This is a genomic window from Pokkaliibacter sp. MBI-7 (genome assembly GCF_029846635.1).
Lineage (GTDB): Bacteria > Pseudomonadota > Gammaproteobacteria > Pseudomonadales > Balneatricaceae > Pokkaliibacter.
Genome location: NZ_JARVTG010000001.1, coordinates 3,745,001 through 3,768,449, shown reverse-complemented (window position 1 = coordinate 3,768,449; position 23,449 = coordinate 3,745,001). Strand labels below are relative to the sequence as shown.

General features: G+C 53.9%; 19 protein-coding genes and 2 rRNA genes (1 of these 21 only partly in view). 10 read left to right on the top strand and 11 right to left on the bottom strand.

What is annotated here, in order from left to right; translation table 11 throughout:
• Positions 1 to 72: 72 nt before the first annotated feature.
• Both QCD60_RS16685 and QCD60_RS16680 read right to left on the bottom strand, forming a co-directional pair.
• Positions 73 to 1,020, bottom strand: a complete 948-nt coding sequence (locus QCD60_RS16685) for a D-2-hydroxyacid dehydrogenase family protein (protein WP_279787211.1) — start codon at positions 1,018 to 1,020, stop codon at positions 73 to 75.
• Positions 1,021 to 1,155: 135 nt separating this feature from the next.
• Positions 1,156 to 2,493 (bottom strand): glutamine synthetase family protein, encoded by a 1,338-nt coding sequence (locus QCD60_RS16680; RefSeq protein ID WP_104156722.1) that lies wholly within the window; start codon positions 2,491 to 2,493, stop codon positions 1,156 to 1,158.
• A gap of 377 nt (positions 2,494 to 2,870) precedes the next feature.
• On the opposite strand from QCD60_RS16680, the gene QCD60_RS16675 reads away from it, so the two are divergent.
• Positions 2,871 to 4,172, top strand: coding sequence for an FAD-binding oxidoreductase (locus tag QCD60_RS16675; protein WP_279787209.1), 1,302 nt, complete (start codon positions 2,871 to 2,873; stop codon positions 4,170 to 4,172).
• Positions 4,173 to 4,314: 142 nt separating this feature from the next.
• On the opposite strand, the gene QCD60_RS16670 is transcribed toward QCD60_RS16675, so the two are convergent.
• Complete coding sequence (locus QCD60_RS16670) at positions 4,315 to 5,040, bottom strand: amino acid ABC transporter ATP-binding protein (RefSeq protein ID WP_110188862.1); 726 nt, start codon at positions 5,038 to 5,040, stop codon at positions 4,315 to 4,317.
• 39 nt (positions 5,041 to 5,079) lie between these two features.
• The gene (locus QCD60_RS16665; protein WP_279787208.1) at positions 5,080 to 6,030 is read right to left on the bottom strand and encodes an amino acid ABC transporter permease; all 951 of its coding nucleotides are present in this window, start codon (positions 6,028 to 6,030) and stop codon (positions 5,080 to 5,082) included.
• 467 nt (positions 6,031 to 6,497) lie between these two features.
• On the opposite strand from QCD60_RS16665, the gene QCD60_RS16660 reads away from it, so the two are divergent.
• The 3 genes from QCD60_RS16660 to QCD60_RS16650 all read left to right on the top strand — a co-directional run bounded on the left by QCD60_RS16660 (position 6,498) and on the right by QCD60_RS16650 (position 11,325).
• Positions 6,498 to 7,325, top strand: coding sequence for an MBL fold metallo-hydrolase (locus tag QCD60_RS16660; RefSeq protein WP_279787206.1), 828 nt, complete (start codon positions 6,498 to 6,500; stop codon positions 7,323 to 7,325).
• Positions 7,316 to 9,535 carry an adenylate/guanylate cyclase domain-containing protein gene (locus tag QCD60_RS16655; protein WP_279787204.1) on the top strand — a complete coding sequence of 740 codons (2,220 nt, stop codon included), beginning with the start codon at positions 7,316 to 7,318 and terminating at the stop codon, positions 9,533 to 9,535. Before QCD60_RS16660 ends, QCD60_RS16655 begins: the two co-directional genes overlap by 10 nt.
• A 152-nt stretch (positions 9,536 to 9,687) precedes the next feature.
• Positions 9,688 to 11,325, top strand: coding sequence for an HD family phosphohydrolase (locus QCD60_RS16650; protein WP_279787202.1), 1,638 nt, complete (start codon positions 9,688 to 9,690; stop codon positions 11,323 to 11,325).
• 114 nt (positions 11,326 to 11,439) lie between these two features.
• Here QCD60_RS16650 and QCD60_RS16645 read toward each other — a convergent pair whose 3' ends face one another.
• Positions 11,440 to 11,811 (bottom strand): hypothetical protein, encoded by a 372-nt coding sequence (locus QCD60_RS16645; protein WP_279787200.1) that lies wholly within the window; start codon positions 11,809 to 11,811, stop codon positions 11,440 to 11,442.
• Between the two features lie 151 nt (positions 11,812 to 11,962).
• Between QCD60_RS16645 and QCD60_RS16640 the strand changes: the two genes are divergently transcribed.
• The 3 genes from QCD60_RS16640 to QCD60_RS16630 all read left to right on the top strand — a co-directional run bounded on the left by QCD60_RS16640 (position 11,963) and on the right by QCD60_RS16630 (position 14,200).
• On the top strand, positions 11,963 to 12,553 hold the full coding sequence (locus QCD60_RS16640; protein ID WP_279787198.1) for a sigma-70 family RNA polymerase sigma factor: 591 nt from the start codon (positions 11,963 to 11,965) through the stop codon (positions 12,551 to 12,553).
• Positions 12,538 to 13,260 carry a hypothetical protein gene (locus QCD60_RS16635; RefSeq protein ID WP_279787196.1) on the top strand — a complete coding sequence of 241 codons (723 nt, stop codon included), beginning with the start codon at positions 12,538 to 12,540 and terminating at the stop codon, positions 13,258 to 13,260. The genes QCD60_RS16640 and QCD60_RS16635 overlap by 16 nt, the downstream gene beginning before the upstream one ends.
• 172 nt (positions 13,261 to 13,432) lie before the next feature.
• Positions 13,433 to 14,200 carry an FAD-binding oxidoreductase gene (locus QCD60_RS16630; RefSeq protein WP_279787194.1) on the top strand — a complete coding sequence of 256 codons (768 nt, stop codon included), beginning with the start codon at positions 13,433 to 13,435 and terminating at the stop codon, positions 14,198 to 14,200.
• Positions 14,201 to 14,210: 10 nt separating this feature from the next.
• Here the strand turns inward: QCD60_RS16630 and QCD60_RS16625 are convergent, their stop codons facing one another.
• The 3 genes from QCD60_RS16625 to QCD60_RS16615 all read right to left on the bottom strand — a co-directional run bounded on the left by QCD60_RS16625 (position 14,211) and on the right by QCD60_RS16615 (position 17,601).
• A complete protein-coding gene (locus QCD60_RS16625; RefSeq protein ID WP_243410032.1) occupies positions 14,211 to 15,116 on the bottom strand; it encodes a GlxA family transcriptional regulator in 906 nt (301 codons plus the stop codon).
• 238 nt (positions 15,117 to 15,354) lie between these two features.
• Positions 15,355 to 16,806 carry a HAMP domain-containing sensor histidine kinase gene (locus QCD60_RS16620; protein WP_279787191.1) on the bottom strand — a complete coding sequence of 484 codons (1,452 nt, stop codon included), beginning with the start codon at positions 16,804 to 16,806 and terminating at the stop codon, positions 15,355 to 15,357.
• Between the two features lie 72 nt (positions 16,807 to 16,878).
• Entirely contained in the window at positions 16,879 to 17,601 is a 723-nt protein-coding gene (locus tag QCD60_RS16615; protein ID WP_104155351.1) for a response regulator, read from the bottom strand.
• A gap of 210 nt (positions 17,602 to 17,811) precedes the next feature.
• Here QCD60_RS16615 and QCD60_RS16610 point away from each other — a divergent pair, with 210 nt between their 5' ends.
• The 3 genes from QCD60_RS16610 to QCD60_RS16600 all read left to right on the top strand — a co-directional run bounded on the left by QCD60_RS16610 (position 17,812) and on the right by QCD60_RS16600 (position 21,299).
• Positions 17,812 to 18,216, top strand: coding sequence for a hypothetical protein (locus QCD60_RS16610; protein WP_279787188.1), 405 nt, complete (start codon positions 17,812 to 17,814; stop codon positions 18,214 to 18,216).
• Positions 18,217 to 18,365: 149 nt separating this feature from the next.
• Entirely contained in the window at positions 18,366 to 20,153 is a 1,788-nt protein-coding gene (locus tag QCD60_RS16605; RefSeq protein ID WP_279787186.1) for an SLC13 family permease, read from the top strand.
• A gap of 93 nt (positions 20,154 to 20,246) precedes the next feature.
• Positions 20,247 to 21,299, top strand: coding sequence for a type I asparaginase (locus QCD60_RS16600; protein ID WP_279787184.1), 1,053 nt, complete (start codon positions 20,247 to 20,249; stop codon positions 21,297 to 21,299).
• A gap of 49 nt (positions 21,300 to 21,348) precedes the next feature.
• Here the strand turns inward: QCD60_RS16600 and QCD60_RS16595 are convergent, their stop codons facing one another.
• The 3 genes from QCD60_RS16595 to QCD60_RS16585 all read right to left on the bottom strand — a co-directional run.
• Positions 21,349 to 22,137, bottom strand: coding sequence for a lipopolysaccharide kinase InaA family protein (locus QCD60_RS16595; RefSeq protein WP_279787182.1), 789 nt, complete (start codon positions 22,135 to 22,137; stop codon positions 21,349 to 21,351).
• Positions 22,138 to 22,305: 168 nt separating this feature from the next.
• Positions 22,306 to 22,421, bottom strand: a 5S ribosomal RNA gene (gene rrf, locus QCD60_RS16590).
• Between the two features lie 178 nt (positions 22,422 to 22,599).
• Positions 22,600 to 23,449 (bottom strand): 23S ribosomal RNA (locus QCD60_RS16585); it runs 2,028 nt beyond the window's last position.

Here is a 23,449-nt window from a genome sequence, read left to right as displayed (position 1 = left end):
CTATATGAGTGCTGGTGGTGCCATATAGATTTGCACCACCAGAGCCCGTCTTTGGCTTGCGCAACAAGTCAGTTAGCCATTGAGTACTTTGGTAGGCGCCCCCTGACAAAATGCAACAATGGCATCAACCATCCCCTGATAAAACAGGGTATAGGTTTCCCTGGTAACGAAGCCTACGTGAGAGGTCAACACCGTATTGCTCAGCTTGAGCAAGGGGTGATCCGGTGCAATGGGCTCCTGATCAAATACGTCCAGCCCCGCTGCCGCGATCTTGCCGTTACTCAGAGCGGTAATGAGAGCATTCTCCTCTACGAGCTGCCCGCGTGATGTATTGATCAGAATCCCATGAGCTGGCATCAATGCCAGATCATCCGCCTGCAGCAAATGGTGCGTGGACTCACTCAGCTTCATATGCAACGTAACGATATCGGACTGCTGCAACAGACGTTGCTTATCGGCATACTCCACTCCCGCTGCCGCAGCGCGCTCTGCTGTCAGATTTGGGCTCCAGGCCAGCACCTTCATGCCGAATACCTGAGCCACCCTGGCAACCTGCTGACCGAGATTGCCGAGCCCTACAATCCCCAGTGTTTTCCCTTTGAGATCGCCACCCACAGTAGTTTGCCACTGCCCCTGCCGAATTCGCTGATCTTCCAGGGGGATATGACGTACAGCCGCCAGAATCAGTGCCCAGGTATGTTCAGCTGCAGCAGCCCCATTGTTAGGCGTCCCACTGACGACGATTCCCAGCTCTCTGGCCGCATCCATATCGATGGCTGCGTTACGCATCCCCGATGTAATCAGCAACTTCAGTTTGGGTAACTGCTGTAGTTGTGCCCTGTCGAACAGGGTACGCTCACGCATGGCGCAGATAATATCCGCATCCGAGATAGCCGCCTGCAGTGCCTCGCCTGTCAGCAACTCGCGACAGACCCTCACTTCAGCCAGCTTATGCACCTCACTCCAGTCGGCCATACTCAGAGCGACACCCTGATAATCGTCCAGTATCGTTATTTTCATCGTCACACTCCCGGATCAGAACAGCGGCTATACGACCATGCAGGCAATAAAAACAAAATCGCCCTGATAAGAATGAGTAGCAATACTACTCCTCCCCATCAAGGCGAGAAAGACAGCGCAAGTCGCTATTAATGACTACACGTTGAGCAACAGGTATTCGCGCTCCCAGGAGCTGATTACCTGCCAGAAGGTCAGGTATTCCGCATGTTTAACGGCTCTGTACGCCTCAACAAAACGATCACCCAGCACATCACGCAATACTTCACAGCCACCGAACAAGCGCAGCGCCTCATTCAGGGTTTGCGGCAGATCATCGGCACTAGCCTGTAAGTGTGCATCACTGGGCTGACTGGGCATCTGCCCTTCAATCAACCCAAGATAGCCACAGGCCAGCGTGGCCGCCATCGCCAGATAGGGATTGGCATCCGCACCCGGCAGGCGGTTTTCTACCCGTCGAGCTTCAGGTGATGACATTGGCACGCGGAAGGCAGCAGTACGGTTGTCGTATCCCCAGTTCACGTTGACTGGCGCGCCACTATTTGGCCCGAGGCGGCGATAAGAGTTGACGTTCGGCGCAAGCATCGCCATTACCGCAGGCGTGTATTTTTGCAGCCCGGCGATATAAGCGTGGAAGTGTGCTGATGGCTGGCCATCCTTCTGACTGAAGATATTTTCTCCCGTCGCTGCGTCCACCACGCTCTGGTGGATATGCATGGCGCTCCCTGGTTGCCCTTGCATGGGTTTCGCCATAAAAGTGGCATACATACTGTGACGCAGAGCGGTTTCACGCATGGTCCGCTTAAACCGGAAGGCCTGATCGGCCAGCGTCAGCGCATTGCCATGCAGCAGGTTGATTTCCAGCTGAGCGGCCCCTGCTTCGTGGATCAGGGTATCAATTTCCAGCCCCTGCTTTTCGCAGTAGTTGTATACATCCTCGACCAGTGGCTCGAACTCGTTTACCGCATCGATACTGTAAGACTGGCGCCCAGACTCAGGACGCCCCGAACGACCGACAGGCGGCTCAAGGGGATAATCCGAATCAGTGTTGGGTTTCACCAGGAAAAACTCCAGCTCTGGTGCGACAACAGGCTTCCAGCCACGCTCTTCATACAGCTTCAGCACGCGCTGCAGGACATAGCGGGGAGCAATATCCACCATCCGGCCATCATGATGATAGGCATCGTGAATCACCTGTGCCGTCGGTTCCGTTGCCCAGGGCACCAGACAAAGCGTGCTTAAATCGGGCCGCAGAATGATATCCCCATCGGTTTTGATGGTGTCATCGTAATACTCATCGGGAAAATCACCGGCTACCGTCTGCAGAAAAATACCCTCAGGCAGGCGCATACCATTTTCCTGAGAGTATTTTTCTGCAGGCACAATTTTGCCGCGAGCAACCCCCGAGACATCGGGAACGATAGCCTCTACTTCTATGATTTTGTTCTCTTTAAACCAATCTTGTATGGAAACCATAAACTGCTCCTAGGCAGGTTGATAGGAACCGACCCGACATATTTTGTGATACGTTTTTGATCAAGGAGAAACTTTCCAGAAAAGCCCTGAACAAAGGCCGGTGCGATTTGACGCGGAATATATCTGTTTTCCCGTTTGCGTCGCAGTACTAAGCTAGACATAATGTGATCACTTTTCAAGGGAGGATTCTGCATATAAAGCGGAAAACTCCAACGCAGTAACACATCCACTACCGACCCACCGCGCTGCCAGATCAGCGCATCGGTGACAGCAGTACGTTTCAGTGCCACTTTTGGCAAGACGACGGATTTTAGCGACTCCACGCACACTAGAACCGTTAACTCTACACTCCCATCTGGCCGACCGAGGGGTTACCCATGCCGCCAATGTCAATGCTTCAGGACTATCCACGCTCTTTCTACAGCCACACTGCACAACGAGAAGGCCTTCCCCCTTTCCCGCCGTTGCAGGGCAGCCAGGAGATTGATGTCTGCATTGTCGGTGGCGGTATTACCGGCCTTGCGGCAGCGCTGGAGCTACGCCGTCTGGGTTATCAGGTCATGCTGCTGGAGGGGGAACGTCTCGGCTGGGGCGCTTCTGGGCGCAGTGGCGGTCAGGTACTGACCAGCTATGCCTGTGAAATGGGACCGATTGAAGCACAGCTGGGCTTCGACGATGCCAAAAAGCTGTGGGACATGTCGGTGGAAGCCGTACAACTGGTTCGCGACCATATCAACGAGTTCAAGATCGATTGTGACTGGTTCGATGGCGCCGCCGTGGCAGGCCTCAAGCCCCGGCATATGGATGGACTGAAACACTGGTTTGATGACATCAGCGAGCGGTATCAGTATCCCCATCTCCAGCTGCTCAACCAGAGTGATCTGTCACAACTGATCAACAGTGACCAGTACATTGGTGCCATCACCGATAGCTTTAGTGGGCACTTACATCCACTGAACTACACGCTGGGACTGGCCAAAGCCGTTTATGACAGTGGCGTTATCATTCACGAACAGAGCCGTGTAACCTCCCTGCAGCGGGGGGCCAGCCCCGTGGTGCATACTGCCACTGGCAGCGTGAAATGCCGCCATCTGATTCTGGGAGGCAATGCCTATCTGGGGCAGCTAGTGCCTGAACTGGCCTCCAAAGTGATGCCTGTCGGCACCTATATCGTGTCTACGGAAGTGCTTGGTGAGGAGCGACTGCGTCGTTTGCTGCCTGGCTACTACGCTATCTCGGATGCCAATTTCGTCCTCGACTACTATCGCCCGACCGGCGACCATCGTCTACTGTTCGGTGGCCGCGTCAGTTACTCCGGCGTCCAGCCCCCTGATCTCAGCAGTGGTCTGCGCCGTCGCATGCTGAAAGTCTTCCCGTCACTGCACGATGTCAAAATCGAATTTGCCTGGGGAGGCATGGTGGATATCACCGTCAACCGTGCCCCTCACTTCGGTCGACTAGGAAATGACCCGATTTACTTTGCACAGGGCTTCTCTGGGCACGGTATGGCACTGACGAATCTTGCCGGCAAAATCATGGCAGAAGCCATTCACGGCGAGAGCCAGCGTCTGGATATCTTCGGCAGGCTCAAGCACCAGAGCTTCCCCGGAGGGCGCTGGTTACGCACACCTTCGCTGGTGCTGGCGATGATGTACTACCGCTTGCGTGATTTGCTGTAATCCGCCAGCAGGAAGGGAAAGGAATCATGCCTGGCTATCTGCCAGGCATGATTTTTTCTGGGCTGGATATTACTGGACCGTTGTTACTGGCCTGTTCTACTGATCTGTTGTTACCGAGTCATTGCGCAGGCCAATAGCATCATCACAACACCTGCGACAGGAAACGCTGCAGGCGCGGGTGAGTGGGGTTATGGAAGAACTTGTCCGGGGTATCTTCCACCAGCAGTTCGCCGTCTTCCATGAACAGCACCCGGTCAGCCACTTCACGGGCAAAGCCCATTTCGTGGGTCACCACCACCATGGTCATGCCTTCTTTGGCCAGACTCTTCATAACATCCAGCACTTCACCGACCATTTCCGGGTCCAGCGCCGAGGTGGGCTCATCAAACAGCATGATTTTCGGCTTCATGCACAGTGCCCGGGCAATAGCCACACGCTGCTGCTGACCGCCCGACAGCTGGCTGGGGTAGTTGTTCATGCGCTCGGCCAGACCGACTTTCTTCATCAGCGCCTTAGCATGTTCTTCCACCTCACTTTTAGCCCGTTTGGAGACTTTCAGCGGCGCCATCATCACGTTGTGCAGGGCGCTCTTGTGCGGGAACAGGTTAAAGCTCTGGAACACCATACCCACATGCTCACGCAGCTTGTTGATATTGGTATTTTTGCCGTACATATCGACCTGATCGATGACGATACTACCACTGGAGATGGTTTCCAGCTGGTTCAGGGTCCGCAGGAAGGTGGACTTGCCGGAGCCCGACGGCCCGATAATCACCACCACTTCGCCCTTCTTGATGGAAGCCGAGACCTTTTTCAGGGCATGGCAGCCATTGGGGTAAATCTTGTCGACATCTTTGGCGATGATGATGTCTTCGGCGTTCTGTAAATGCATCGTATCGTCCTCGCCTTAATCGCTGGCTGCCAGTTTCTTTTCCAGACGCTGGATCATCCATGACAACGCGCCGGTCATCACCAGATACAGCAGCGCCACGGTGAACCACACCTCAAACGGAGCAAAAGTGGCGGAGACCACTTCACGACCGGCTTTGGTCAGGTCGGTGATGGAGATAACCGACACCAGCGAGGAGTCCTTGATCAGGTTGATAAACTGACCGGCCATGGGTGGCAGGGTACGTTTGAAGGCCTGCGGCAGGATGACGTTGACCATCGCCTGCACATAGGTCATGCCCAGCGAGCGGGCCGCTTCCATCTGTCCGGGTGGAATCGACTGGATACCGGAGCGGACGATTTCCGCCACATACGCTGCGGTGAACACCGCCAGCGATGCCACACCGGCGGTAAAGCGGTCCAGTGACAGCACGGTGCCGATAAAGAAGTAGAAAATAAAGATCTGCACCAGCAGCGGCGTGCCGCGGATGATCTCGATATAGGTGATACACAGCTGGCGGATAGCCAGATTGCGGGAGATACGGCCAAGGCCGATAAACAGACCGATGATCACCGCAAACACCAGCGATGCCAGCGAGATCTCCAGAGTGGTGATCATGCCTTCGGTGATAGGGCCGATGCGCCAGTTGCTGATGGTGGCCACCTGGTCACCTTCAAAAATCAGATCACCATCGTTCACCGAAATCGCACTGAACTTCTTCACCACTACCGGCTCGCCACCGGCATCGGGCACCAGTGTGAGGGTCTTGTCGTCAGTACTGACTTTGGCGGTACCGTCAAAGGGCGCACGAACCGATTGCGGCTCGGTATTGATCAGGTAGGGAACGACACGCTGCCAGTTCCAGTTGTAGTTGATGTGTTTACTGGAGGCGTAGACCACAGCACAGAAGGCTACCACTATCACCAGATACACGCCTTGCCAAAGCATTTGGTTAGGCTGTTTTTGCATTCAAAGGTCCTCAAAGGTCATACCTGCCCCTGCTCCGGGCAACATATGCAATCTTGTTGTTGTGTACCGCTCTGCGCTGAGCCAGCTATGTATCGGCAGCTCAGACATACAGGCAGAGACCCGCACGGCAGACAACATGGAAGTCGACCCAGCACTCCCGCTGGCGCTTTCCCCCTTGCCCGCAGGCTTGCTACATGAGTTGCGATGGAACGCCCTACGGCAAACCAGACAAATTATCAGTAACAGCCGCAGGGCAATAAAAGGGGGTCAGTGTCGGGAAAGCGACCTGGAATTCACTCCTTCCCAAGCGGGCGCGGATTTTACTGTCATTTCTTGTGTCGATGCAAAAATGCGATCGCCATTAGCAGAACCACTTTGGCAATACGTACGGATTGCCAGCGGGTGGGTCATGGACTACGTTTTCCACAGGTATTTTTTGCGGATCACGCCACGCTGTAGGTATCACTATGCACATTCAGTTTTACGGTGTGAGAGGCTCCATCCCTGCCCCCGGTCAGCAATCCGTTCGCTACGGCGGTAATACCGCCTGCGTGCTCGTTCGCAACGATGCAGGCGAGCAGCTCATTCTCGATGCAGGCACGGGTATCAGGCAGCTCGGTACTGAGCTGCTGACGGACCCTCGCCCCATTACCCTGCTGCTGTCTCACAATCACTGGGACCATATTCAGGGCTTCCCGTTCTTCCGCCCGGCCTACCAGCGTGATCGTGAAATTCATATTTTTCCCGGACTAACCACGCCCCATGAGCCGTACGCCATTCTTAACCAGCTCAAGGGCAGTGTATTTCCGGTGCCGGCGACAGCCCTGGCGGCACGCATTCAGATAGAGAACACCCCCACCAGCCACGCCTGGATTTTGCAGGGCTTCCACATCCAGCGCTGTCCACTCAATCATCCCGGCGGGGGCAGCGCCTATCTGATTGAAGCGGACGGACAGCGCTTTGCCTACGTCACTGACAACGAACTCAATCCGCCGAACACCCCCGTAACGTCGTTCGAGAAATGGTGCGAATTTGTGCACGGTGTCGACCTGCTGCTGCACGATGCCCAATATGTGCCCAGAGACATGCCGATGAAACACGGCTGGGGCCATTCGCTGGTATCCGAAGCCGTTGCTCTGGCTCAGGCAGCAGCGGTGAAACACCTTGTGCTGTTCAGCTACGACCCGGAGCGCAGTGACGACGAACTGGACGCGATTGCCGCCGGCCTTGCCACCCAGGCCCTGCCCTTCCCTGTCAGCTTTGCCAGAGAAGGTATGTGCCTGTCATGCGCCTGAGCAGCTACTGGCGCAAACACTACCGTCAGATCATCGGTGGCTGTCTGCTGATGCTGCTTATCGCTGCTCTGCAGGTAGCGTATGTTTCCTCCTCGACCGACAGCATTGCCGTACTGAAACGGATAGACGGCATCCTCTATGACTTCCGGCTGAAGTCGACACTCCGCTGGCGCCCTCACTCCAGCCTGCCCATTGTCATTGTCGACATCGATGAGCGTAGCCTGCGTGAACAGGGGCGCTGGCCATGGAGCCGCGACAAGGTAGCGCAGATGCTGGCCAATCTGGCTCAGGCAGGAACCGCCGTGGTGGCCTTCGACATTCTGTTTGCCGAACCGCAGAACAATCCTGTGCAGCTGGTCATGGCACACGTACAGGATCCTCAGATCAGGCAACAGCTGGCCCCTCTGGCTGGACAGCTGGATGCTGATCAGGCGCTGGCCCGTCACTTGCAAGATACGGATACCGTGCTCGGTATCCTGTTTCAGGATGACAGCAACGTGATTCGTGGTGAATTGCCGTCAGCGGTGCTGACAACAGACAACAGCAGTAAACCGCTGGCCGTTGCCAGCTTTCCAGGCTATCTGGCTAATATCGAGGTGCTACAGCAGCGCGCAGCAGGTACAGGTTTCATCAACAGTACTCCGGACGACGACGGTTTCATCCGTTCGGCCGCGCTGCTGATGGCCCATCAAGGCATTCTCTACCCCTCATTAGCTCTGGAGGCCGCGCGGCTCTACACCCTGTCGGATAGTTTCAACGTGGACACGGCGGAGATTGGAGACTATCGCTCCATCATTGGTGTCGATGTGGGCGGCAAGCGAGTACCGACCGATACCTTTGGCAGGGTGCTGATCCCTTATCGGGGTGCTGCCTACAGCTACCCTTATGTTTCAGCAACGGATGCAGTGAGCGGGCACTTACCAGCGGGCGTATTCAGTAATGCCATTGTATTTGTCGGCACGTCTGCCGTTGGTAACGCTGACCTGCGCGCCACGCCCGTCGGTGTGCTCTACCCCGGAGTGGAGGTCCATGCCAACGTCTTTGAAGGGCTGCTCAACCCGGAGCTGTTACCTGTCCATCCCGATTGGGCAGATGGCGCCCTGCTGGTGCTGATGTTGCTGGTTGGCAGTGTACTGAATGCGCTATTACCTCTGCTGGGGCCACTGGCCATGGCCATCAATGGCACTCTGCTGGTGACTGCCGTGGTGCTGATCAATGGCTACCTGTGGGTAGTATGGCGCCTGGATGTGCCGCTGACGCTGAGCCTGTTACTGATCACCGCGCTCACCGTCTTTCACATGGCATCCGGATTCTTTGGTGAGGCCCGCCAGCGGCGTCGCATCAAGTCGATTTTTGATCAGTATGTCCCGCCAGCCCATATCGAGCGCATGCTGAATCACCCGGAAGGGCTGGGAATGGACGGCGAACGCCGTGAGATGACCGTGCTGTTTTCCGATATTCGTGGCTTTACCAGTATTTCCGAAAAACTGGGGGCCAGTGAGCTGAAGTCCGTACTGAACCGGTTCTTCTCCCCCATAACCAAGGCCATCTTTGAACATCAGGGCACTATCGACAAATACGTCGGCGACATGGTGATGGCGTTCTGGAATGCTCCTCTGGAAGACCCGGCGCATGCCGAACATGCGGTAGAAACGGCTTTTGCCATGCTGAAGATTACCGATGAACTGCAACGGGTATTTGAGCTTGAAAGGCTGCCAGCCATTGATATCGGCATTGGTATCAATACCGGCGATATGAACGTCGGCGATATGGGCTCCAGTTACCGACGGGCCTATACGGTGATCGGCGATGCGGTCAATCTGGGCTCACGCCTTGAAGGGCTGACCAAATTTTATGGGGTCCGTTTGCTGGTCAGTGAGTTCACTCAGGCGCAATGTCCTGACTGGGCCTTTATGCCAGTCGACAGGGTGAAGGTCAAAGGTAAACAGCTACCTGTCTCGATATATGAACCGCTGGGCAGACTTGCACACCTCACCGAGGCACAGCGCTACGAATTGTCGCGTTTTAACCAGGCACTGACGCACTACTTCGCCCAGCAGTGGAACGCAGCTGAAAGCTTATTGCTAGAATTACAGCATCAGACTGAGCATCAATCGCTGCACCTGCTTTATCTGGAAAGAGTGAGAGCCCTGAGACAGGCGCCACCCGGTGATGACTGGGATGGCAGCTACGCCCATACCAGCAAATGACAGCGATCTGAAACGTCTTGCTGGCAGGGTGGCGGGAGCCATCACTGCAGTTTCATAGTCAGTCGTTAAGGTGTACGGCAGCCAATCAACGTCACGGGAGTCTGCAGCAGTTGCAGGTCAGCTCCTGGCATCATTCAGCAGGTTCAGACACCATGAGTCAGGCTCGCACCACACATCAAGACGCACTCCGCCATATGGTGGATATTGGCATCCGTTTGTCGTCGGAACGGGACACCACCAAGTTATTGGAAGATATTCTGCAAGCCGCACGAGATCTGACCAATGCCGATGGCGGGACCATTTACTCCATCACCGATAACAATCAGCTCAGATTCGAAACACTGATCAACGACTCCCTGAACCTCTATCTGGGCGGCGTCTCTGGAGACCCCATCCCCTTTCCCAATATTCCGATCTACCACGATGACGGCAATCCCAACACCAATGCACTGGTTGCTGTGGCAGCCGCCACCGGGGAGATCATCAATATCGAGGATGCGTACAATTGCAGTGAGTATGACCTCAGTGCCGCTCGCAGCATGGACCAGAAGAACGGTTATCACACCCTGTCGGTGCTGACGTTCCCGATGAAGAACCATGAAGGATTGCTCAATGGTGTACTGCAGCTGATCAACGCCCAGGAGGGCGACAAGGTGGTTCCCTTCAAACCACCCGCTATCGAGCTGGTACAGACCCTGACATCAATGGCATCGGTGGCGCTCAACAATCGTCATCTGATCGACAGCATGGAGTCCCTGTTCCAGTCCCTGACGCGGCTGATCGCCAAGGCCATTGACGAGAAATCCCCCTATACCGGCGGCCATTGTCGGCGTGTCCCCGAACTGACCATGATTTTTGCCGAGGCGGTGCATAACACCGAACAGGGGCCTCTGTCGACGTTTCGCATGACCGATGCCGACCGCTACGAGCTGTCCATTGCGGGCTGGCTGCACGACTGCGGCAAGATTGCCACACCCGAATACGTGATGGACAAAGCCACCAAATTACAGACGTTATACGACCGCATCAGTCTGGTGGACGCCAAGCTGGAAATTGCCAAGCGCGATCTGGAAATCAGGTTCCTCAAACAGATCTACCAGGCTGAACGCAGTGGTGATGACGAGTTATGTCAGCGGCTGCAAAGTGAGCTGGAACAGCAGCTGATCAGTATCGAAGAAGATCGTTGTTTCCTGCACAAGGTCAATATTGGCAGCGAGTTCATGGCCCCTGAAGATCAGCAACGGGTGCGCCATATCGGCAAGGATATGCAGGTAGCGATCGGCGGCGAGGTGCAGAATCTGTTGAGTGATGATGAGATGTACAACCTTAGTATTGCCAAAGGCACGCTGACAGCCGAGGAGCGCAGGATCGTTAACCGGCACATGGATATCACTCTGGAAATGCTGGAGGCACTGCCCTTCCCCAAACATCTTCGCCGTGTGCCCGAGTATGCAGGTGGTCATCACGAGAAAATGGACGGTACCGGCTATCCGCGCGGACTGACCCGCGAACAGATGTCAGTACCTGCACGCATCATGGCTATCGCTGACATTTTTGAAGCCCTGAGCGCATCAGACCGCCCCTACAAGAACGCCAAAAAGATCAGCGAATGTCTGTACATCATGGGCAAGCTGAAGCTCAGCAATCACATTGACCCCGATCTGTTTGACATCTTTATCGATCACAAGGTCTATCTGAGCTTTGCTGAGCGGTTTCTGAAGGCAGAGCAGATCGACGATATTGATTACAGCAAGATCCCGGGCTATATCCCCCCGGAATCTCGCCAGTAATCAAAGCACTGCTCACCAGCCATGGCGATGACTCTACCTTCATAGCCATTAACATCACGCAGAATGGCAGGGTCAGGGATGACCGAATTTATCTGCGTTTTGCCATTCAGATCATCAGGGCTTGGCTACATGCCAGACGCCTTTCACACCGTCTCCCGTGGTGTCTCCGGGCTGGCTGTCCTTCACCCAGGTATACAGAGGCTGACCTTTGTAGGCCCACTGCATACCGCCGTCCTCACGTTTCACCACGCTGTAGTCACCCGCCGCCATGGAACCCTCTGCGGCCTGTAGCGGAGGCCATGCCTTAGCGCACTGCTCATAACACTGACTGACGCCGGCGCTGTCCTTGTCAAAGGTGTACAACGTCATCCCCTGACCATCGGTAAGCACCTTGCCCAGTTTACTGTCTCCAACCATGGCCGGATCCGCGATGGCAGAGGAGGCGACAAGGGTCAATACTAATGCGATAACGGTCTGCTTGTTCATGGGTAACTCCTGTGTCTGATCGGAATGAATCAACAGGAATACGTTTACCTAATGCGTTTGGATGCATCTGAAAACGATGTATAGACGTAATACTTAACATGCATGTGCCACTCACTCCCCATCAGCCAGGGAACAGACACTCACGGTGACAATGGAACGCCCTCCCCTTTCAACAGCCTTTCCGGCTGCTGATGCCACGGCTCAGGTTGAGCGCTGGCTGCAAAAGATTGCCAGAGGCGATAAAGAGGCGCTGGCGGCACTGTATCAGGCTTACTTTCGTCGTCTGGCTGCCATGCTCTATCCCCTGCTTGGTCATGCCAGCACCGTAGAGGATGTAATTCAGGAGGGGTTCATCAAGCTCTGGCACAAAGCCCATACCTGGCAGCCCCAACGTGGCAATGGTGAAGCGTGGATGATTGCCTTGTTCCGCCACCTGGCGCTGGATCAGCTACGCTCCGGCAAACGGCGCACGACGGTGTCACTACAGCCAGCGCAGGAAGACATGGCAATGGAAGATGAGGTGATAGTTGATGTGCCAGCGCCCGACTTTCCTCATGAGCGCGAGCGCATCTGGCACTGCCTCAATCAGCTGGAGGCGCAGAGCCGGGCCGCCATTCTATTGAGCTATACCCAGGGATACAGCCACGAAGAACTTAGCCAGCATTTTGCCACCCCTTTAGGCACACTGAAGTCCTGGGTCAGGCGAGGAATGGAGAAATTACGCCAATGCCTATGCCACTGAGATATCTGCAATCCGACCTGCAAGCACGATTAGCGGAGCGTTACGCGCTGGGCCTGCAGACGCTGAAGGTCCGCCTGCGCTGTCAGCAACTGCTGACAGAACTGCCGGGTATGGAGGCTCTGGTCATACAGTGGGAGCAACGGCTACAGCCACTTCTGACGACTACAGTGACGGACGATCAGCTGGCACAGCTCCATCAACAGCATGTCTGGCAGCGTATTACCCAGCAGCTGCCTGATCAGCCTGATCTCATCAGGATGGTTGCCTCATTGATGCGGGGCTGGCAACACACCTTCAACCGCCTGGCGCTGGCAGCATGCCTGCTGTTGACGCTCTGGCTATCTCAGTTTGCCATTGCGCCTCAATCCACCATCCCGGCTCTTCCCCATTACATGGCGGTGTTACACGATGCCAGAGAATCCCCCACACTGGTGGTTACCTCGGCACGGCTTGCGCCAGGCCATGCTGTAGTCAAATTATTCCCACAGCAGGCATTACCAGCAGGCTCAACGCTGGGCCTGTGGGCAGAGGATCCAAAAGGTCAAAGAGTGTTGCTTGGTCATCTCGACAGTAGCCATCTGCAGTGGACGCTGAGCAAGCCTCAATGGCTGGCGATTGCCTCGGCTGAGCGTTTGCTATTGGTTGATTCAACCGCGCCGCACAGCGTTCTGTGGCAGGGTGAATGCCAGCAGCTGCGAGTCTGGTAGACAGAAAGCCAAAACAGGGGTTGAAGCGGGCATCGCATTGCAGCATGAAAAGCATGACGCCATCTTTGGCGACGGTAAGCCCAGTCAGAGACAAGCAAGGTCGACAGAACGGACCTGATCAGCAAACCCTCAGGCTAAAAAACAATAACGATCCCAGTACAGGGAGTCTGCTATGTCCAGCCCTATCACCATCAATCTGGTTGCACGAGAAACGTTGTCTGAACGCACCCTCAAACTGGTTTTCCAGCGCGCCGACAATGAGCCCATAGTGTATGAACCCGGCCAGTTTTTTTCACTGCACATTCCGACCGCAACAGGACAGGTGACACGCAGCTATAGCGTGGCCACCCTCACCGATAACATCCACGCCAATATGGAGCTGGAAATTGCTGCAACCTGTCTGGATAAGGGTCAGGCCAGCGACTACTTTGTGCATGCGCCACTGGGTGCGGAACTGACCATGACCGGCCCCTTCGGAGCTCTGACCTTGCCCGAGCTGCTACCTTCACGCCTGATTTTGATCGGCACCGGCACGGGCGTAGCGCCCTATCGTTCCATGCTTCCGCTACTGTCACGACGAATGAAAGCTCAGCCTGATACACAGGTCATACTACTGATGGGCGTCCGGCAACCGGAGGAGTTGTTGTACGGTGACGACTTTATCCACTTTGCTAAACGGCAGCAGAATTTCCAGCTGTTAGCCTGCTATAGTCGTCTGCCTGTCGACGCACAGCTGCATGACTTCGAAAGGCAGGGACGCCTGCTGCAGCATCTGAACGAGCTTGAGCCGACTGCGGAACAGGATCTTGTCTATGTCTGCGGCCATCCCGCAATGGTCGATGATGTGTGGACCTATATGAAGCAGCGGCACTTCTCGGTCCGGCAGGTGAAAAGAGAGAAATATTTGCTCAGTGCTGCCGCCCCATCCGCAGGCGGCTGACCCCGAAAGATCACGAAGGCAGTTCGACCGAAAAGCCCATGCCACCCGGACGAGTGCGGTTATTGCGCTCTTCTCTGGGAGTGATGTTGAAGTGATTACGGTACGTCGTACTGAAATGAGAGGCCGAGGAGAACCCACAGGCCAGACCTACCTGCACGACCGACTTGTCACTTTGTTGCAACATCTGCCGAGCACGTTCCAGCCGCAATTCCAGATAAAACTTGGAGGGAACAGTATCGAGATGCTTTTTGAACAAGCGCTCCAGGTGGCGGCGTGATACACCAACATGCATCGCCAGATCATCCGGGCTCAGCGGCTCCTCGATATTCGCTTCCATCAGGGTAACAGCCTCAATCAGCTTGGGCTGGGCCACACCGATTCTCGACTTCAGCGGTACTCGCTGCGGTTCTTCATTGGTCCGGATACGTTCACAGACAAACTGTTCGGATATAGAGGCAGCCAGGTCCATGCCATATTGATGTCCGATGATATAGAGCATCATGTCCATCGCCGCCGAGCCACCGGAACAGGTAAAGCGGTTGCGGTCTATTTCATACAGGTTGGTGGTCAAACGAGTATTGGGAAAGGCTTCGCGCAGATGATTGAGATCCCACCAGTGAATAGTGGCCCGACACCCATCCAATAGCCCCGCTCGTGCCAGCAGATAGCTCCCCGTACCCACACCACCAATGGCGGGCAGGCGCTTACCCTGTGTCCGTAGCCAGCTCAGTACCGATTCATGACCGGTCTTGGCAATGGGACTGGCACCACACACCAGCAACATGTCGAGACTGGGGATTTCATTCAGGGAGAAATCGACCTGCACCGTACTCCCAACACTTGCCGTAACGGCCAGACCGTCCGCGCTCAGAGTCAGGTATTCATAAAGAGGTTGTCCGCTGATCCAGTTAGCCATGCGTAACGGCTCAACGGCTGAGGAGTAACTCAGAAGAGAAAAATTCGGAAGTAACAGAAAACCAAACCGCATCGGCCGTTGCCGCTGCAATTGACGGGTCAGTAGCGTATCCACGTACACCGCTCAGATCAGCTTATTTTCGGGTAAGTGTAACCTACCTCAGCGGAAAATGTCTGTCAGCGACCATGCCGCCCATACAAAACTGAGCGGCGCATCATCATAAGACTACATCGCTGAACTACTCTGACCGCGCATCAGCAAGGGTCGGAAAGCTGGCCACGACTGCCAGGCCACTGGGCTGTGCATTTCGAGCTACAACGCTGCCACCATGAAAGCGGATGACCCGCTCAACAATTGACAAGCCGATGCCATAGCCACTGCCAGTCTGCCTTGCCTGATCGGTACGGTAGAAGGGCTTAAACAGATGCTCCAGCGCTTCCGGCTCTACTCCGGGCCCCTGATCAGCAATGCTGAACTCCCATCCCTTACCAACACGCTGCAAAGCAATGCTGATAACCGAGTCATCCGGGCTGTACTTGAGCGCATTACGAATCAGGTTATCCATTACCCGGCCCAACCAGCGGCGCTGACCGATCACTTCAATCTGATCACGCAGCACAGTATCGATACGTATGCCACGCTCCTCTGCTTCAAGTTGAGCCTGCTCCACTCTTTCCAGCCACAGCTCCGCCACATCCACCAGCTCCGATGCATCGGCCGGTTGATTGGCCCTGACCAGTGTCAGGACTTCGTCGATCAGCTCATTGATCGCATTGCCTTCATACTCAATGCGATCCAGCTCGCGCTCGACTACACCCGCTGCACGATGTCTGGCCAGTTCGAGTGCAATCTGTAGTCGTGCCAGTGGCGTGCGCAACTCATGCGAAATATCGCGCAACAGCTGCTGCTGATCCTCCAGCAGTAATTGCAGACGCTGGGCCATGGTATTGAAATCTTTCGCCAACTCACCCAGTTCATCCCTTCTGGAGGAAACCTTCTCAGCCACGCGTGACTGCAGATTACCTTCAGCCAGTTCTCGGGTTGCCCGACTCAGCGCCTTCAGCGGACGGGTGATATAGCCGGTCAAGATGGCACAGCAGAAAGCCGCCAGAGCGACAGCGATCGCAAGATAAAGGGGCAGGCGATTACGTTGCGCTATGTCGAAACGCTTGACCTGATCGATAGCCAGCCAGTACGGCTTGCCATCATCCATGGCGCTCAGCTCGATATGCTGCCAGGCACGAAAATGCATGGGAGGGCCACCTGATGGCTCACCATTAGGCACAAAGCTTCTACCCACCATATCTGGCGGAGGGCCCGGAGCGCGGTCACTGGGAGTACCATTGGCCGGAGGCACCATCTGCTCAGACGGAGGCATTGGCCACCCCTCTTCATCCCGATGCCTGCTGGGCGGAGGAGGGATAGGGATAGGGATATTGGTCAAAGGCTGCATCGCAGGAGAGAGCAGGACCATTCCTTCAGCATTCCATGCATCAGTCAGTACCCGCTCACCATCACGGCGATAGCGGGAGACCAGGTCGTCTCCCATATGCTGCCACTGTTCGACGTTGATTTCAGACTCGAACTGCTGGCGTCGTACTTCATCCGCTATAAAGAATGTGGCAACGCTGACCAGTATCATGGTCAGCAGCACAGCCAGAAGCACTTTCCAATAAAGACGTATTCCCATTCTATACACGCTCAGTATCAGGGCCGCTTACGATGGGAATATCAGGCGCGGTGATTGATCAGACTGATGCACTCAGCCATTGCGCATCTGTGCAGATGGCATACTCAATAAATACCCTTGACCACGTACAGTAGCAATGCGTGGTAACCCATCACCCTCTCCCAGCTTCTTGCGCAGATTGCTGACATGCATATCCAGACTACGATCAAAAGGCTGAAGGCGTTTGTGCAGGACCGTACGACTTAAGGTTTCACGACTGAGCAATTCATCGGGATGGCTGACCAGCTCAAACAGCAAACTGTATTCGGTACTGGTCAACGATAGTTCGCGGCTGTCGGCCTTGACCTGACGGGACTTGGGGTTGATCTGCAACAGGCCGATCGTTTTAACACCCGTCAATGAGGTCGTGGTTTCAACCGCTGTTTGACGCTCAAGATCAACTCGACGCAACAGGGCACGAATCCGTGCCAATAATTCACGTGGACTGCAAGGCTTAGGCAGATAGTCATCCGCACCCATTTCAAGACCCACGATACGGTCAACTTCGTCACCACGCGCAGTCAGCATGATCACCGGGGTAGACTTGTCCTGGCGCAGTTCACGCAACAGGTCAAAACCATTCTTCTTGGGCAGCATGATATCGAGGATGACCAGATCAACCTCGTTACTCCGCGCCAACACCAAACCTTCTTCTCCATCCCTGGCCCGTAACAGGGTAAAACCTTCCAACTCCAGCAACTCGGTCAGCAGGCCTGCCAACCCTTCATCATCCTCAACAAGTAATAGTGTAGCCATACGGACTCCTCTCTAATTGCGCTCATTCTGACATAACCAAATGGGCTAGCCAGCCCATGCAACAAGTTTTACCCCTCCTTTACACAGGTATGACCCCGGTTTACGCCGCCCTCCATAGACTGTGCTGCATAACATTTAACTGAGGAGCTTACCCACATGAAACCATCTCTCAGCTTTCTGCTAAGCACCGCAACCGCTGGATTGTTGAGCATGTCTCTTGTACATGCCGAGCCAATGCCCATCACTCAGAACTGTGGTGCTGTCCCTGTCATGCCCCCCATGCAACTTCCTGTGCCAATGGCTGGACATGATGTGGGTACGCCTCCACCTCGCGCTCATGACGATAACGACTTCATGCACATGACTCGCGATCTGGACCTGACCGAAGAGCAACTGGCCAAGATCAAAACGATCCAGGCATCTCATCAAGCGGAACGCGAAAATCTGCACCAGCAGGAACATGATATTGATCACAAAGTCATGGATGAGGTGTTCGCCATGCTTACTCCAGAGCAACAGGCCTTGGTAAAAGCCAGAAAGGAATTGCACAAAGCTGAGTTGACCTTACGTATCCAGCAGCTGCAGAGCGAACTGAAAAAGCTGGGCAGCAACTAGAACTCATATAAACCCCATGGGTGACTCTTACATAGTCACCCATCATTTATGCTGATCAGACATATAAATCTGATTAAATATTCTTGGACAGAATAACGCATCAACTCTAGGCTAACCCCGTTTCCTCTTATGCCCTGAGCTTCGATGTCATGGACTACCATCAGTTAGTTGTCGCCTTTGTTCTTATATGGATGCTTTGGGCTTTCGTCACCGAACGTCATGGGCCTGATATGGTTGCTGGCATCGGTGTCTCTGTATTGATGGTTGTGGGCATACTTAGCCCAAACGAAACATTGGCGGTATTCAGCAACTCAGCCCCAGTTACCATCGCCTGCATGTTCGTGCTCAGTGCTGCACTTGAGCGAACAGGTTGTGTTGCCTGGCTGGCAGAGATTCTCAGTCGAGTCTGTGGGCAGAGTTTACGTTCAACACTGTTTGGCTTAATGCTGCTAGTAATTATTCTGTCGGCATTTATCAACAACACTCCTGTGGTTGCCATCTTTACGCCAGTCGCAATGGCATTGGCTCGCAGCCGAAACTTGCCTCCCTCCAAGCTGCTAATCCCTCTGTCCTATGCCTCAATAATGGGTGGAACACTCACCATGATTGGCACATCGACCAATATTCTGGTCGATGGGGTGGTCCGCAGCCTTGGATTACCTTCATTTCATATTTTTGATATCAGCATGATGGGGCTGATCAGCGCGTCGGTAGGCCTCCTATTCATTCTAGGTATCGGGCCACTGCTGTTACCCGTTCGTGAAACGCTGTCACAACGTCTGCAGCCGGGTCAGGATCGGGTATTCATGTCTGAAGTTCTCATCCCCCACAACTCCAACGTTGTCGGACAGAACCTTTCTGAAGCAGGCCTGAATGGCAACAGCGGCATTCAGGTGCTCAAGGTTTTCCGTGATGAAGAGGAGTTAAGCCAACCTCTCCACACCACAGTTCTGCGTGCCGGGGACCGCTTGATAATGCACTCCTCAGTACAGGACATGCTGGAGCTGAGAGCAGATGGTCGATTGGCCTTTGCACGCTCGAGCCCGGACAGGTTTGAAACCATCTCCACGCATGATGCGACATTAAGAGAGGTTATTGTTGGCCGTCACTCACGCTATACCGACCGTCAGATGTCGGATCTCAATCTCGCTGCACGCTATGGTATTCACGTCCTGGCGGTACATCGCAAGGACGAAAACATTCAGGAAAACCTGGACACATTGCAGCTGGAGTTTGGAGACGTCCTGCTGGTTGAAGGCACGGCTTCTCAGGTCAAAAAATTCGCCGAAAACGGCAATCTGATCGTCCTTAACACCGTACAGGATAAATCCTACCGCAAAGACAAAGCCGGCATCGCTATCGGCGCTATTTTGCTGGTGATGATTCTGGCGGGAGTAGGTGTGATGCCTATTGAAGGCCTGGCGATGATCGCGGCCATCGGCGTCATCCTGACGGGCTGCCTGAACGTGGACGAAGCCTACAAAGCCGTTGAATGGCGCATATTGATGATGATCTTCGGTATGTTAGCCATCAGCAAAGCCATGGACAAAACTGGCTTGGTCAATGATCTCGTTGCCACTCTCACTCCGTACGCCTCTTTGGCTGGGCCTGTCGTTTTGCTGTCTGGCATTTATCTGCTTACTTCAATATTGACAGAAATGCTGAGCAACAATGCCGTAGCGGTACTGGTTGCGCCGATTGCCATAGGTATGGCCCAACAACTAGGGCTGGATCCCAAGCCGTTTGCCATCGCCGTAATGTTTGCCGCCAGTGCCAGTTTTGCCACTCCCATCGGTTATCAGACCAACACTTTTGTATACAGTGCAGGAGGCTATCGCTTCGCAGACTTCCTGCGTATTGGTCTGCCCATGAATATCCTTCTATGGATAGTCGCATCAATTGCCATTCCACTTATCTGGCCACTAACAACGTCATAAGCTCAGCTATTGCGCCATCTCGGCATAAATAGGAGCATATCCTTTCATCCGACATCTACGATGCCCTTTAAATAAAGGGCATCTTTATTTGGCATGTCATTGCACGACAAAAAGAAAAGAGAAAATGCTGTTATGAGCAAACGAGTCTATGTTGCCTACACAGGCGGTACTTTGGGGATGCAGGCAAGTGAAAACGGATTTGTGCCTGCTCGCAACTTCCTGGAACCCTTCTTTACGTCACTTGGAAGCGCAATAACCAGTCAGTTCTCTTTCACATTCAACGAATACGCTGAGCTGATTGATAGTAGCAATGCGACACCACAAGACTGGTTGGATATTGCTAGAGACATCAAGGCTCACTATCAGGACCATGATGCATTTTTGATACTCCATGGCACAGACACTATGGCGTACACAGCGTCGGCTCTGTCCTTCTGGCTTCAAGGCCTTGATAAGCCCGTCGTCATTACCGGCTCACAGATCCCTTTCTGCCTGGAGCGCAGCGACGCAGTTAGCAACGTCACCAATGCATTGGCATGGCTGAAGATGGAGGCATTATCAGAAGTCGGGCTTTGCTTCCATGACCGCTTATTGAGAGGTAATGCAAGTAGCAAAGTGAAAGCGACACAGCTCGATGCGTTTGATTCACTCAATCAACCATGGTTGGGGAAAATGGCTATCAAGCCCAAACTTAACTATGCAAACCTGCTCCCCAAACCTATTTCAGGCAGCGACTGGCAGCTCCCTAAACAAGCCGAAAACAATATTGCTGTACTGAGGATATTTCCAGGCATGACAGCAAACTTGCTGAAATGCGCCTTTGACAGTGGATATACCGGTGTCATTCTACAGAGCTATGGTACGGGGAATGCCCCTGATAAAGACTTGGAGTTATTACAAACGATAGAAGGCTATACAGCAGAAGGAAAAATAATCGTTAACCTCTCGCAGTGCCCTTATGGCGAAGTAGACAGCGCATACGCTACCGGTTCACGACTAGCACAAGCAGGCGTTATTAGTGGAAACACTATGACGGTAGAAGCCGCTTTCACCAAACTTCACGTACTCCTTCAACAGTCTGCTGATCGAGGCGACGTTATAAAGCTTTTTCAACAAAACCTTTGCGGCGAGCTATCACCGCTGTAATAAGCAAAATAGATGTCCACAAACCCGGCATAGTTTCATATGCCGGGTTTTATTCAGCCTGCTTTCTCAAAAATTTCAAAGTAGCGTACGTCTGCTTAACATCATGCCCGCCAACTCCTTTAAGTAAGCGTGCCGCTTGGAATATCCACCCCATGCGACCAGCGAGATGACAGGTTGCTAGCCACACATCCCTTGGTGCATTCCTTTGATAAGTCCGCCAGACGTCCATGACGAGCGTACTATCCTCTGGCAAATAGCGATACAATCCATGAATAAGCAAGAATAAATCGCGGACCATACAGTCCAGAGGACTTATCTTCGCTGCCAAATCTTCCTCAAAGTCGATAAAAACGATATTGAAACCATTCCAAAGAATATCACGCAGGGCAGGCCGTCCATGCCATCGGCCACTATGGTGCAACTTAGCCAAGGCATAAGCGGCTTGTTGTAAAACTTCCTGCTGTTCAGAAGCAGAATATTTATGCTGTTTCCCCTGAAGTATATGGTGAAGAGCAATCCCCGCATCTTCAATTGCAAACCAGTCATCACCAGACGCCAGCACCGCCGGCACGGCAACCCCTTTCGATCTTAGAGCTTGCAGGCGACGTATCTCATCTTTCAGTGCAGCGACACCGCCTTCGCTTACTGTGGAGGTAAACAGGGGATTTGATGTGATAGAGGCTACCATGTCCCCAAGCTTATGCCAGACGCTCTGAATATGTTGCTCAGACTGCTTAACCCAGACCTTACGTCCCTTCCACTCAACAGCAAAGACTCGTTTTTTTCTGGTCTGTTTTTGCTGCTCGATATAAGAAGACAACTCCTTGTCGTTTTGCATCGGCATCACCTGTGTCTTGGAAAAGGATTCATCGAGGGCTGAAAGAACGTAGCCCCTGTTGATCAACATAAGAGAGGAGTATGGCTATGTGCAATGATACTGACACACAGAATATTTCCAAAAGCAAAACCCCTGACCGTTGCCGATCAGGGGTTGCTGTATTTCAATGCCTGGCGATGACCTACTCTCACATGGGGAAACCCCACACTACCATCGGCGCTGACGCGTTTCACTTCTGAGTTCGGGATGGAATCAGGTGGTTCCACGTCGCTATGGTCGCCAGGCAATTCTGGCTGAGTCTCTCGGACTTACTTCCTCTGCTCGCTCACTCTACGTGTGCTCACAGCCGCCGGTTTACTCAAATAAGGGTGGCTCTAATTTGATTATTCGCTTCTTCATGCGCTTGCGACGATCACAAAATCTCTTCGTCTATCCAGTGCTTAACCAAGTCTCTTAGCTTATATGGCCAAGCCGCACGGGCAATTAGTATGGGTTAGCTCAATGCCTCACAGCACTTACACACCCCACCTATCAACCTTGTGGTCTTCAAGGGCCCTTCAGAGGATTCAAGATCCAGGGAGATCTCATCTTGAGGGGGGCTTCCCGCTTAGATGCTTTCAGCGGTTATCCCGTCCGAACATAGCTACCGGGCAATGCGATTGGCATCACAACCCGAACACCAGCGGTTCGTCCATTCCGGTCCTCTCGTACTAGGAACAGCTCCTCTCAAATCTCCAACGTCCACGGCAGATAGGGACCGAACTGTCTCACGACGTTCTAAACCCAGCTCGCGTACCACTTTAAATGGCGAACAGCCATACCCTTGGGACCGGCTTCAGCCCCAGGATGTGATGAGCCGACATCGAGGTGCCAAACACCGCCGTCGATGTGAACTCTTGGGCGGTATCAGCCTGTTATCCCCGGAGTACCTTTTATCCGTTGAGCGATGGCCCTTCCATTCAGAACCACCGGATCACTAGCACCTACTTTCGTACCTGCTCGACCTGTCCGTCTCGCAGTTAAGCACCCTTCTACGCTTGCACTCATTGGCTGATTTCCGACCAGCCTGAGGGTACCTTCGCGCTCCTCCGTTACTCTTTGGGAGGAGACCGCCCCAGTCAAACTGCCCACCACACACTGTCCTCGACCCGGATCACGGGCCTGAGTTAGAACCTCAATGGTGTCAGGGTGGTATTTCAAGGTTGGCTCCACAGAAACTGGCGTCTCTGCTTCTAAGCCTCCCACCTATCCTACACAAACAACATCAAAGTCCAGTGTGAAGCTACAGTAAAGGTTCACGGGGTCTTTCCGT